Genomic DNA, 12752 nt, shown 5'->3' with positions numbered 1-12752 from the left:
CGGGGGTGGTTAATAACCACCCCCGTCCCTGTTACTGTCTGGTCGCATGAGCACCTACCACCTGCAAGCCGTCTTCCGCCCGCAGTCGGTCGCCGTGATCGGCGGCAGCCCGCGTGAACGTTCCGCCGGCCGGGCGGTGATGCGCAACCTGCGCGGCACCGGCTTCCCCGGCAAGGTCGCCTGGATCAACCCACGGTACAGCGAGATCGACGGCATCCGCACCGTGAAGCGGCTCAAGGACCTGGATTGGGTGCCCGAGCTGGTGGTGATCACCGCCCCGGCCAGCATCGTGCCGCAGGTGGTGGCCACCGCCGCCGAGCGCGGCGTCAGCGCGGCGATTATCCTCACTGCCAACCTGGGCGAGGGCCCGGGCTCGCTGGCCGCACAGGTGGAAGCGGCGGCACGGCCCAAGGGCCTGCGCATACTCGGTCCGCACTGCCTGGGCGTGATCGCCCCGCACGCGCGCTTGAACGCCAGCATCGCCGCGCATTTCCCGCAGGCCGGCGATCTGGCCCTGATCTCCGAATCCAGCGCGATCGCCGCGGCCCTGGTGGAGTGGGGCGTGGCACGCTCGGTCGGTTTTTCCGCCGTGGTCTCGCTGGGTGACACCCTGGATGTCGACTTCGGCGATCTGCTCGACTACTTCGCCACCGATTACCGCACCCGCGCGATCCTGCTCTACGTCGAGCACATCCGTGACGCGCGCAAGTTCATGTCGGCCGCGCGCGCCGCGGCGCGTGCCAAGCCGGTGGTGGTGGTCAAGTCCGGCCGTCATATCCGCATCAATCCCGATGCCGATACCCACGTACAGGCGCTGGCCAGTGCCGATGCGGTGTATGGCGCGGCGTTCAACCGCGCCGGCCTGCTGCGCGTCAGCGCGCTGGACGAACTGTTCACCGCGGCCGAAACGCTGGGCCGGCTCGGCACCTTCCCCGGGCGCCGGCTGGCGATCCTGAGCAACGGCGGTGGGGTAGGGCGGCTGGCGGTGGATCAGCTGCTGGCCCTGCGCGGCAGCCTGGCCGAGCTGTCGCCGGCCACCGTCGCCCAGCTCGATGCGGTGCTGCCGCAGGGCTGGTCGCGCAGCAATCCGGTCGACATCGTGGTCGATGCCGACGGCGACCGCTACGCTGCGGCGATCGAAGCGCTGATGTCCGATACCGAGAACGACGCGGTCCTGGTGGTCAACGTGCCGACCGCGTTCACCTCCTCGGCCGATGCCGCGCAGGCGCTGACCCGTACGCTGGGCCTGCGCCCGCGCCATCACCGCGACAAGCCGGTGTTCGCGGTGTGGCTGGGCAACGACGACCGCGCCACCGCCACGCTCAATGCCGCACGTGTGCCGACCTACCCGACCGAAGCCGAGGCCGTGCGCGGCTTCCAGCACCTGGTGCGCTACCGTGACGCGCAGGCCGCGTTGATGGAAACTCCGCCCAGCCTGCCCGAGGATTTCGTGGTCGATACCGCCGGCGCCCGCGCGCTGGTGGAGGCGGCGCTCGCCGCCGGCCAACAGTGGTTGGACCCGATCGCTACCCACCAGCTGCTGAGCGCCTATGGCATTCCGTCCGCACCGGTGATGCAGGCACGGGATGCGCACGAGGCGATGGACCTGGCCCAGCCGCTGCTGGAGCAGGGCGCCACGGTCGCGATCAAGGTGTTCTCGGCCGACATTCCGCACAAGTCCGATGTGGACGGGGTGCGCTTGAACCTCAGCACCCTGCAGTCGGTGCATGCGGCGGCCACCTCGATCATCGCGCGCGCGCACGAGAAGCGACCCGATGCGCGCATCGATGGCGTGCTGGTGCAGCCGACCATCGTGCGGCCCAAGGCGCGCGAGCTGATTGCCGGCATCGCCGATGACCCGACGTTCGGCCCGGTGATCGTGTTCGGTCGCGGCGGCACCGCGGTCGAAGTGATCGACGACAAGGCGATCGCCCTGCCGCCGCTGGACTTGCGCCTGTCGCATGAACTGATCGGCCGCACGCGGGTCTCACGCATCCTCAAGGCGTACCGCGATGTCCCGGCCGCCGACGAACGTGCAGTCGCGCTGATCCTGGTCAAGCTTGCCCAGCTTGCCGCCGACATTCCCGAGATCCGCACGCTCGACATCAATCCGCTGCTGGCTGACCGCGACGGCGTGATCGCACTCGATGCGCGCGTGGCGATCGAACCCTCGCGCAAACTGCACAAGGGCCGCGGCCATCCGCGCTTCGCGGTATTTCCGTACCCGAAGGAGTGGGAGCGCACCATTACCCTGTCCGACGGCGCGCCGGCGTTCGTACGTCCGGTCCGCCCCGAGGACGACGCGCTGTTCCGCGCGTTCTTCGCCCGCGTGACCGACGACGACCTGCGCCTGCGCTTCTTCCAGTCGGTGAAGCATTTCAGCCACGAGTTCATCGCACGCCTGACCCAGCTCGACTACGCGCGCTCCATCGCGCTGGTGGCGATCGACCCGCGCAGCGGCGACATGCTCGGCGCGGTGCGGCTGCACGCCGATGCGGACTACGACCGCGGCGAGTACGGCATCCTGATCCGCTCCGACCTCAAGGGCCACGGCATCGGCTGGCGGCTGATGGCGATCATGATCGAGTACGCCCAGTGGCTCGGCCTGAACATCATTGAAGGCCAGGTGCTGCGCGAAAACAGCACCATGCTGGCGATGTGCCAGAGCCTGGGCTTCAAGACGCGACTGGACCCGGACGATTCCACGGTGATGGTGGTGACCCTGCCTGTGCAGGACGTGCAGGTGCCGCAGGCGCCCGATCCTGCAACGCACTGAGCCGATCGCGGTACGACGTGTGCACGTTGGCGGAGCGACAATACGGCATGACCGATCGCCTCCCCCTGCTGCTGCTCCCCGGCCTGCTCAATGACGCTGAACTCTGGCGTGCGCAGATTGCCGACCTGTCCGATATCGCCGACTGCATCGTCGGCGACCAGACCCGTGGCGAGACGATGCAGGCGGTGGTCGATGACGTGCTGGCCCAGGCACCGGCGCGTTTCGCCCTGGCCGGTTTCTCGCTGGGTGGGTTCGTGGCGCAGGCGATCCTGCGCACCGCGCCGGAACGCGTTCTGCGGCTGGCCCTGATCGATACCTCGATCCATGCCGACTCGCCCGAGCGTGCCAGGCGACGCCAGACCCAGCAGGCCAGCGTGCGCCTGCCCGGAAAATTCCACGGCTTCGGCGATGCGTTGATGCGCAGCTACATCGACGCCTCGCGGCTGGATGACGATGTGCTGGTGCAGCGCATACGCGACATGACCGCGCGGCTGGGTGCGGAGGTGTTCCTGCGCCAGAGCGCCCTGGATCGGGTGGATGGCCACGACGTGCTGGCCGGGTACCGCGATCCACTGTTGATCGTGTGTGGTGCGAACGACCGCATCACCCCGCTGGCGATCAGCGAGGAGATGCATGCGCTGGTGCCGCACTCGCACCTGGTGGTGCTGCCCGACTGCGGGCATCTGGCCCCGATGGAGAAGCCGGACGAGGTCAGCGCCGCAATGCGGGACTGGTTGCGGTGATACCGGCCAGCGGCCGGCGCTTCCCGATGATGCCCACGTCGTTGATCAGGCGCTGGCTCTTCCGGTAGGTGCCGACCGTTGGTCGGCACGCACCACCCACGCCCGACCAACCCTCGGACCCTGCCGATCAATCCCAGGCTGGCGCGATCGCTTCCGGATTGGCCAGGCGATGCCCGCGATCCAGCGTGGCGATCTGCGCCATGTCCTCATTGCTCAAACGCAGGTCGGCCGCGAGCAGATTGCCGGCCAGGTTGTCGCGCTTGGTCGAGGACGGAATCACCGCAAAGCCCTGCTGCAACGCCCACGCCAGCGCGACCTGGGCCGGGGTGGCCTGGTGACGCTCGGCGATGGCCTGGATGACCGGGTCCTTGAGTACTTCGCCGTAGGCCAGGCTCATGTATGCGGTGACATGGATGCCCTGGTCCTTCAGGAACGCGATCATCGCGCGGTTCTGCAGGTACGGGTGGACTTCGATCTGGTTGGTGGCAATCGCCCCGGCCCCCAGGATCTCGATGGCCTGGCGGGTCTGGGCGATGGTGAAGTTGGAGATGCCGATCTGCCGGGTCAGGCCCTGCGACTTCGCCTCGGCCAATGCACCCAGATACTCGGCCATCGGCACGGCATCCTTCGGCGACGGCCAGTGGATCAGGGTCAGCTCGACATGGTCGGTGCGCAGCTTGCGCAGGCTCTCGCGCAGGCTGTCCAGCAGCGCGTCGTGGTGGAAGTTGGCGATCCAGATCTTGGTGGTGATGAACAGCTCATCGCGGGCCACGCCGGATTCGGCGATGGCCTGGCCGACCTCGGCCTCGTTCTCGTAGATCTGCGCGGTATCGATGGCGCGGTAGCCGACGTCCAGCGCGTTGCGCACCGAATCGATGACGGTCTGGCCTTTCAGGCGGAACGTGCCGAGACCGAATGCGGGAATGCTCATGGAAACTCCTTCATGGGGTGAGGTGCAGGCTACGCCGTGCACCGTAAAGCGACGGTAGAGCCGACCGTGGGTCGGCTGTGGTTGCATGGAACGAATCGTTGCTCGTCTGTCACGTAGAGCCGACCGTTGGTCGGCTGTCAGGTAGAGCCGACCGTTGGTCGGCTGCGGTCACGGGTCCGCGACCGGAATCCCTCAATGCGCACTCACGGCGATGCCTTCGGCACGGTCGGCCACCCCATCGCGGCGGTCCAGGCGGCCGCTCAACGCGGTCAGGCCGAAGGCGCCCATCACCACCAGCGCGCCCAGCCACGGGGTGTGCATCAGGCCGAAGTGATCGACCACCAGGCCACCCAGCGAAGCACCGAGCGCGATGCCGATGTTGAAGGCGGCGATGTTCAGGCCCGAGGCCACGTCGGCGGCCTGCGGGGCGAAACGCTGTGCCTGCTTGACCACGTACACCTGCAGCCCCGGCACGTTGCCGAACGCCACCGCGCCCAGCGCCAGGACGGTCAGCAGCACCAGCCAGGTGTTGTAGGCGGTGAAGGTGAGCACGAACAGCACGGCCGCGAGCAGGGCGAAGATCAGCTTCAGTGCCGGGATCGGACCGCGGCGGTCGGCCAGGCGGCCGCCCCACAGGTTGCCGATCGCCACCGACACGCCATAGACCAGCAGCACGCCGCTGACCGCATTGGCCGAGAAACCGGTGACGTCCTGCAGGATCGACGCCAGGTAGGTGAACGACAGGAAGGTGCCGCCGTAGCCGAGCGCGGTGATCGCATACACCAGCAGCAGGCGCGGCTGCGCCAGCACCGACAGCTGCTGGCCGAAGGTCGCCGGCGCGCTGCGCTGCAGGTTGCGTGGCACGAACAGCAGGCTGCCGACTAGCGCGATCACGCCCAGCGCGGCCACCGCCAGGAAGGTCGCACGCCAGCCCAGGTGCTGGCCGATGAAGGTGCCCAGCGGCACGCCGGTGACCAGGGCCACGGTGAGGCCGGTGAACATGATCGCGATCGCGCTGGCCGCTTTCTCCTTGGGCACGACCGAGGTGGCGATGATCGAGCCGATCGAGAAGAACACGCCGTGCGCCAGGCCGGTGAGCACGCGCGCGACGATCAGCGAGCCATAGCCCGGCGCCATCCAGGCGATCACGTTGCCGAGCGTGAACAGCAGCATCAGCGCGACCAGCAGGGTCTTGCGCGGCACCCGGCCGGTCAGCGCGGTGAGCACCGGGGCACCGACCGCCACGCCCAGTGCGTACAGCGACACCAGCAGGCCGGCCGAGGGCAGGGTGACGCCGAGGTCGGCGGCGATCGTCGGAATCAGGCCGACGATGACGAATTCAGTCGTGCCGATGGCGTACGCACCCAGCGTCAGCGCCAACAAGGCCAAAGGGATACCACGGGACATGGACGGATACCGGTGGGGAGTGAGGCTGCGCAGTCTGCGCGCCGCACTCTTGCGGAAAAAGCGGCCTTCACGCCAATCACTGTTGCTTCATGGTCAATAATGGGCGGTCTCCCGCCGTGTCACCGCCATGAAAACCACCCTTGATGAAATGCAGGCCTTCATCGCCGTGATCGACAGCGGGTCGATCACCGCTGCCGCCGAACAGCTGGGCCAGACCACCTCCGGTGTGAGCCGGGCGCTTGGCCGGCTGGAGGAGAAACTCGGTACCACGTTGTTGACCCGCACTACCCGTCGTCTGCAGCTGACCGAGGAGGGCGACGCTTTCCTGGCCCAGGCACGCGCGATCGTGGCCTCGGTGGAGGCGGCCGAAGAGCAGATCGCCGCACGCCGTGAGCGACCGGCCGGGCGCCTGCGCGTGGATGCGGCGATGCCGTTCGTCCTGCACGTGATCGCCCCACTGGTGGCCAGCTACCGCGCGCGCTATCCCGAGGTGGCGCTGGAGCTCAACAGCAGCGAGCGCTACATCGATCTGCTGGAGCGGCGCACCGATGTGGCGATCCGGATCGGGCCGCTGGCCGATTCCACCCTGCACGCGCGGCCGCTGGCCCACAGCCGGCTGCGCGTGATGGCCAGCCCGGCATATCTGGCGCAGCACGGTACCCCGCGCGACGTGGCGGCGCTGGCGGGGCACACCCTGCTCGGCTTCAACGAGCCTGACTCGCTCAATCACTGGCCGCTGCCCGGGGCGACCGACGCGCTGCTGCACGTGCGCCCGGCGGTGGCGGTCTCCAGCGGCGAAACGCTGCGCCGGCTGGCGCTGGAAGGGGTCGGGATCGTCAGCCTGTCTGATTTCATGACCCACCGCGACCGCGAGGCCGGCGCCCTGGTGCAGGTGCTGCCGGATATCACCGTGGAGGTCCGCCAGCCGATCCACGCCGTGTACTACCGCAACACGGCGGTCTCGGCGCGGATCAGCTCCTTCCTCGATCACCTGGCGCAGGCCATGGTCGGCACGCCCTACGTCCGGTAGTGCCGGCCGCTGGCCGGCTCCCCCGCGATGCCCACTGCGTGCGGTTGCCGGCCAGCGGCCGGCACGACGGCTGCATTACGCCGCCCGCGCCAATCCGCCCATCGCACCGCGCCCGGCATCCAGCACGAACACATCCACCGCCGCGTTCAGGGCCAGCGCCTGGTCTTCCATGCTGCGCGCCGCCGCCGAAGCTTCTTCCACCAGCGCTGCGTTCTGCTGCGTGGTCTCGTCCATCTGCACCACGGTCTGGTTGACCTGCTCGATCCCGGCGGACTGTTCCTGCGAGGCGGCTGCGATGTCGGCCATGATGTCGGTGACGCGCTGCACACTGCCGACGATCTCGCCCATGGTCTGCCCGGCCTGCTGCACCAGTGCGGCGCCGCTGTCGACATCGGTGACGGATTGATCGATCAGCCCCTTGATCTCCTTGGCCGCGCTGGCCGAGCGCTGCGCCAGCGTGCGCACTTCGCTGGCGACCACCGCAAAGCCGCGGCCCTGCTCGCCGGCGCGCGCCGCTTCCACCGCAGCGTTGAGCGCAAGGATGTTCGTCTGGAACGCGATGCCGTCGATGACGCTGATGATCTCGGCGATCTGCCGCGACGAGGCCTGGATCGCCCCCATCGTGGTGACCACCTGGCCGACCACCTCACCGCCTTGCGAAGCGACCGAGGCGGCGTTGATCGAGAGCTGGTTGGCCTGGCGCGCATGCTCGGCGTTCTGGCGCACGGTGGAGGTGAGTTCCTCCATCGAGGCGGCGGTTTCTTCCAGGTTGGCGGCCTGCTGTTCGGTGCGGCGCGACAGGTCGCTGTTGCCCGCGGCGATCTCGCCGGCGGCGGTCTGGATCGACTGCGCGGCGTGCTTGATGTCGCCAACGATGGTGGTCAGCTGACCGGTGGTACGCGCCATGTCATCGCGCATGCGCGCGAACACCCCGTGGAAGTCGCCGTGCATGCGCGCGCTCAGATCACCCCCGGCGATCGCCTGCAGCACGCGCGACACTTCGCCCAGATCCTGCTCGGTGGTCTGCATCAGGCGGTTGAGGCCGCCGACCATCTCGCCGAAGTCGTGCTGGTAGCGTGCCTCATCGCCGCGCTGGCTGAAATCGCCCACGGCCGCTGCCGCCGCCAATCGTTTGATCTCGGCATTGATCGCACCGAGGTTGGCCTTGGCGGTATCCAGCGCCTGGGTGATCACCGCCTTCTCGCCGGGCAGGCGTTCCATGTCCACCGATAGATCACCGACCGCGTAGTGGCCCATGATCTCGATCGCCCGCAGCTTCACCTGGATGTGGTTGGCGACCAGGGTGTTGGTGTCGCGGACCATCTGCCCATAGCCGCCCGGGAATGCCGTGGCGTCCATGCGGTAGCTGATCTCACCGGCGTCGTGGCGCTGGGCCATCGTCGCCTGCGCGGCCAGCACGCCCTTCAGGGTCTGGGTAACCTCGCGCATCGCGGTGCCAAGGCGACCGATCTCATCGCCGCTGCGCACCACCACCACATGCTCCAGATCGCCGCGCGCCACCGCGCGGGCCGCGGCTTCGACCGCGACCACCGGGGCGATCACCGCGCGCCGCAGCCACAGGGTGAGCACGGCCAGCAGCACCAGCGCCGCCAGCGCCGTGACCATGGCCGAGGCGACCAGCGCGGCGCGTGCCCGCTCGGAGGTTGCACTGGTCTCGTACTCGGCCCGTTCGCTGGCGCGCGCCGCCAGGGCATCCAGCGTGGCGCCCACGGCGCGGTCGGCGCCGCGCACCAGCGCGTCGCCGGCCTGGGTGTCATAGCCACTGGCCGCGAACGCCTCCAGCGCTCCGCGGTAGCGGGCCTCCAATGCGCGGTGCTCGGCCAGGAACCGGTTGGCCAGCGTGCGTGTCTGTTCATCGCGGCTGGTCGCCAGCGTGCCGGCGAGGGCTTCAATGCGGCGTCCTTCCGCATCGAACGCCGCCAGGTGGCGCTCGCGCAGCGCTTCATCGGCGCCGCGGATCAACACGTTCTTCCACTCCTGCACCTGCAGCCGGAACTCACGCTGCAGCAGCTCGGCCTGCGCTTTGCGGGCGACCTCGACCGGTACCTCGGCCGACAGGTTCCGCCAGGCCGACCCCAGCCCGGCCAGGGCCGCCAGCACGATGATGACCAGGCCGAGCGACAGCGCGCCCAGCAGTTTGAATTGAAGACTCAGGGCGCGTGGACGCGCCGGTGCGGAGGACGTCATGAGAGATCAAAAGTAAGGAAGGGCGATGCGGTATCGGTCTGCCGGAGAAGGCCTGAAGTGCGACGCCAATCACGGTTACCGTTCCATTAAACGTTGTGACGATGGCGTGTAGATTAATTTTGGTCGCATATGGAACGAAACAGGACTGGACACGCAACCAATATGTAACTAATGTAGTTACATGAAATCCAGCAACCAGTTCTCAGACGCCTTGCATGTGATGGCCCATCTGGTCGACCAGGACGGCCCGCGCACCTCCGAGCAGCTCGCGACCTGCCTGCCCACCCACCCCGTGGTCATCCGTCGCCTGCTGTCCGCCCTGCACAAGGGCGGTCTGGTGACCACGGTGCGGGGCCACGGCGGCGGCAGCCAACTGGCGCGGGCACCGGCGCAGATCACCCTGCACGACGTGTATGTCGCCATCGGTGCGCCCCCCCTGCTGCACACCGGTGCGCGCGAGACCGGGCGCGGCTGCCCGGTGCAGCGCGTGGTCAACGAGGCGCTGGACGACAGTTACCGCCAGGCCCAGGCGCTGCTCGAGGCCCGCCTGCGTGACACCACCCTGGCCACGCTGGGCGAAGAATTCGCCCGCCACCTGGCCCACCACGCTGCAGGAGTTCCCCATGAGGTTTGATGCGATTGTCGTCGGCGGCAGTTTCGCCGGCCTGTCCGCGGCCCTGATCCTGGCGCGTGCGCGCCGCGAGATCCTGGTGATCGACAGCGGCCTGCCCCGCAACCGCTTCGCCGCCCATTCCCAGGGCGTGCTGGGCCAGGATGGCATCGCCGGTGCCGAGCTGCTGCGCAACGCCAAGGCGCAGCTGTTGGACTACCCGACGGTGCGCTGGGTCAACGATACGGTCAGCACGACCGAGCCGACCGTGGATGGTTTCGTGGTCGGCACCGCGAACGGTGACACCTGGGCCACGCGCAAGCTGCTGCTGGCCACCGGCATCGCCGATGAACTGCCCGAACTGCCCGGCCTGGCCGAGCGCTGGGGCCACAGCGTGGTGCACTGCCCGTACTGCCATGGCTATGAAATCGGCGGCGGCGCGATCGGCCTGCTGGGCGGGCATGAGAAATCCGCGACGATGGCCGCGTTGCTCGCGGACTGGGGCAACGTCACCCTGTTCGCGCACGGCATGACACTGGCACCGGAAGAACGCGCTGCCCTGCAGCACCGCGGGGTCAGCATCGAGCACGAGGCCGTGATCGGTCTCGAAGGCGAGGCACCGGCGCTGAGCGCTGCCGTGCTCGCCGATGGCCGCCGGGTTGAACTGCGCGCGCTGTTCGTCACCGCGCGCCAGCACATGGCGACACCCCTGGTGGAACAGCTGGGCTGCGTGCTGGAGAACAGCCCGATCGGCGTGCTGGTCCAGGTCGACCCGGGCAAGCAGACCAGCGTGCCCGGCATCTACGCCGCAGGCGATGCAACGCTGGTCGGCAACATCAGCCTGGCCAGTGCCGAAGGCGTGCGCGCCGGCGTCAGCCTGCACCACGCGCTGGTCGCCGAAGACAGCCGGGCCAGCCGATAAGGCGAGGGCGCTCGGCCGGGCCGGAAACCGAGCGCCCACCCCACACGGAAACAGCCGCCCTGCGGCGGCTGTCCGTCATACATGGCGGTGGGCTCAGGCCTGTTCGGCGCTCGCCGCATCCAGCTGCTGCACATCCTGCGCCGACAGCGCGACCTTCGCGGCGGCCAGCACATCGTGCAACTGCTCGACACTGGTGGCGCTGACGATCGGCGCGGTGATGCCTGGACGGGCGATCAACCACGCGATCGCGATCTGCGACGGGCTCACGCCATGCGTGCTGGCGATGTCGTCCAGTGCGCCCAGGATGCGCAGGCCACGCGGATTGACGTACTTGTCCACCACGCTCTGGCCGCGCGCGCTGCTCTTGCCCGCATCGGCGGCACTGCGGTACTTGCCGCTGAGGAAGCCGCTGGCCAGTGAGTAGTAGCTGATCACGCCGAGCTGCGCTTCGCGCACTACCGCTTCCAGCCCGGCTTCGTAACCGGCGCGGTCGTACAGGTTGTACTCCGGCTGCAGCGTCTCGTAGCGGGGCAGCTTGTAATCGGCCGAGACCTTCAAGGCATCGCGCAGGCGCTCGGCGCTGTAGTTGGACGCACCGATCGCGCGTACCTTGCCCTGTTCGATCAGGCGACCGAAAGCAGCCAGCGTGGATTCGAGCGGGGTGGATTCATCATCTTCGTGGGCCTGGTACAGATCGATCACGTCGGTCTGCAGGCGGCGCAGCGAATCCTCCACGGCGGCGGTGATGTTGTCGGCCGACAGGCCCGGGTGTTCGGACCACTTGGCCACCTTGGTCGCCAGCACCACCTTGTCGCGCTTGCCGCTGTGCTTGAACCAGCGGCCCAGGATGGTTTCCGACTCGCCGCCCTGGTTACCGAGCACCCACGCCGAATAGACATCGGCGGTATCGACCAGGTTGAAGCCGGCCTCGACGAAGGCATCGAGCAGGGCGAAGGAGGTCTTCTCGTCCGCACTCCAGCCGAAGACATTGCCGCCGAAGGCGATGGGGGCGACATGGAGGCCGGAACGACCGAGTTCGCGCGTAGCAGTCATGGGTGATGTTCTCCCTGGGAATCGTTTCCACAGGATACGGCCGGGGGGGTGACAGCGTTGCGGCAGCAGGCACAAAACAGTGTTCTGGATTGCTGCGTCGCACTAACGCTTTGTGAACACCTGTGCACGCTTGGCTGCTAGTCTCGCCGCATCCCGTTACCGGAAGCCCCGCCGATGAAAGCCCGTTCGTTGACCTGTGCCTGCCTGTTCACTGTCTCCACCCTGATGCTTGCCGCGCCCGCGATGGCCATCAAGCCCGCCGGCCCGAACGCGCAGGTCGCGATCACCCCGGCCGTGCAGAAGGCCGTGCAGGACAGCCGCCGCGATCCGGCCAACGTCAAGCGCGATGCCTACCGCCATCCAGCGCAGACCCTGTCGTTCTTCGGTGTCGCGCCGGGCCAGACCGTCATCGAGATCACCCCGGGCAACGGCTGGTACTCGGAAATCCTCGCGCCGCTGCTGCACGACAAGGGCCAGTACGTGGCCGCCGTGGTCGACCCGATGGCCGTGGCGGAGGGACGTGGCCGCGACTACCAGCAGCGCAGCCGCGATGGGCTGGACAAGAAATTTGCCGGCAACGCTGCCGTGTTCGGCAAAAGCCGTGTGGTGGCTTACGACCCGAAGGCTCCGGTGTTCGGCCCGGCCAACTCGGCGGACGTGGTGCTGACCTTCCGCAACGTGCATAACTGGCGCAGCAGTGGCCAGGCCGAAGGCATGTTCAAGGGCTTCTTCTCGGTGCTCAAGCCGGGCGGCGTGCTCGGCGTGGTGGAACACCGTGCCAAGGCCGATGTGCCGGCAGACGACAAGACCGGTTACGTGGGCCAGCAGCAGGTGATCGCGATGGCCAAGGCCGCCGGTTTCGAACTGGCCGGCAGCAGCGAGATCAACACCAACCCGCGCGACACCAAGGATTATCCGAACGGCGTGTGGACGCTGCCGCCGACCAACCAGCATGACGCGGCCGATGAGGCCAAGTACCAGGCGATCGGCGAAAGCGACCGCATGACGCTGCGCTTCGTGAAGCCGGGCAAGTAAGACACCGCGCGCGGGCTATGGCCCGCGCGTTCCAGGG

General features: G+C 68.2%; 10 protein-coding genes. 6 read left to right on the top strand and 4 right to left on the bottom strand.

The window, feature by feature from the left end; genetic code table 11:
- Positions 1 to 46 precede the first annotated feature (46 nt).
- Positions 47 to 2776: a bifunctional acetate--CoA ligase family protein/GNAT family N-acetyltransferase gene (locus HMPREF3113_RS00130; RefSeq protein ID WP_070469985.1), complete on the top strand. Its 2730-nt coding sequence runs from the start codon at positions 47 to 49 to the stop codon at positions 2774 to 2776.
- Positions 2777 to 2823: 47 nt separating this feature from the next.
- On the top strand, positions 2824 to 3519 hold the full coding sequence (locus tag HMPREF3113_RS00125) for an alpha/beta fold hydrolase (protein ID WP_070469979.1): 696 nt from the start codon (positions 2824 to 2826) through the stop codon (positions 3517 to 3519).
- Positions 3520 to 3646: 127 nt separating this feature from the next.
- Here the strand turns inward: HMPREF3113_RS00125 and dkgB are convergent, their stop codons facing one another.
- Together dkgB and HMPREF3113_RS00115 are read right to left on the bottom strand one after the other, a co-directional pair.
- Positions 3647 to 4450 carry a 2,5-didehydrogluconate reductase DkgB gene (gene dkgB, locus HMPREF3113_RS00120; RefSeq protein ID WP_070469978.1) on the bottom strand — a complete coding sequence of 268 codons (804 nt, stop codon included), beginning with the start codon at positions 4448 to 4450 and terminating at the stop codon, positions 3647 to 3649.
- Positions 4451 to 4642: 192 nt separating this feature from the next.
- Positions 4643 to 5857, bottom strand: a complete 1215-nt coding sequence (locus HMPREF3113_RS00115) for an MFS transporter (RefSeq protein ID WP_070469977.1) — start codon at positions 5855 to 5857, stop codon at positions 4643 to 4645.
- Between the two features lie 127 nt (positions 5858 to 5984).
- On the opposite strand from HMPREF3113_RS00115, the gene HMPREF3113_RS00110 reads away from it, so the two are divergent.
- A complete protein-coding gene (locus tag HMPREF3113_RS00110; protein WP_019185472.1) occupies positions 5985 to 6887 on the top strand; it encodes a LysR family transcriptional regulator in 903 nt (300 codons plus the stop codon).
- A 75-nt stretch (positions 6888 to 6962) separates the two neighbouring features.
- Here HMPREF3113_RS00110 and HMPREF3113_RS00105 read toward each other — a convergent pair whose 3' ends face one another.
- Positions 6963 to 9095, bottom strand: a complete 2133-nt coding sequence (locus HMPREF3113_RS00105; protein WP_070469976.1) for a methyl-accepting chemotaxis protein — start codon at positions 9093 to 9095, stop codon at positions 6963 to 6965.
- Between the two features lie 181 nt (positions 9096 to 9276).
- Between HMPREF3113_RS00105 and HMPREF3113_RS00100 the strand changes: the two genes are divergently transcribed.
- Complete coding sequence (locus HMPREF3113_RS00100; RefSeq protein ID WP_070469975.1) at positions 9277 to 9729, top strand: Rrf2 family transcriptional regulator; 453 nt, start codon at positions 9277 to 9279, stop codon at positions 9727 to 9729.
- Positions 9719 to 10627 (top strand): NAD(P)/FAD-dependent oxidoreductase, encoded by a 909-nt coding sequence (locus HMPREF3113_RS00095; protein WP_070469974.1) that lies wholly within the window; start codon positions 9719 to 9721, stop codon positions 10625 to 10627. The genes HMPREF3113_RS00100 and HMPREF3113_RS00095 overlap by 11 nt, the downstream gene beginning before the upstream one ends.
- Before the next feature lie 93 nt (positions 10628 to 10720).
- Here HMPREF3113_RS00095 and HMPREF3113_RS00090 read toward each other — a convergent pair whose 3' ends face one another.
- Positions 10721 to 11680, bottom strand: coding sequence for an aldo/keto reductase (locus HMPREF3113_RS00090; protein WP_070469973.1), 960 nt, complete (start codon positions 11678 to 11680; stop codon positions 10721 to 10723).
- Positions 11681 to 11905: 225 nt separating this feature from the next.
- On the opposite strand from HMPREF3113_RS00090, the gene HMPREF3113_RS00085 reads away from it, so the two are divergent.
- Entirely contained in the window at positions 11906 to 12715 is an 810-nt protein-coding gene (locus HMPREF3113_RS00085) for a class I SAM-dependent methyltransferase (protein WP_083298664.1), read from the top strand.
- Positions 12716 to 12752 lie beyond the last annotated feature (37 nt).

The organism is Stenotrophomonas sp. HMSC10F06 (genome assembly GCF_001807865.1).
GTDB classification, from domain to species: Bacteria; Pseudomonadota; Gammaproteobacteria; order Xanthomonadales; family Xanthomonadaceae; genus Stenotrophomonas; species Stenotrophomonas bentonitica_A.
The sequence above is the reverse complement of the archived record's forward strand: the minus strand, read 5'-3'. Positions and strand labels throughout refer to the sequence as shown.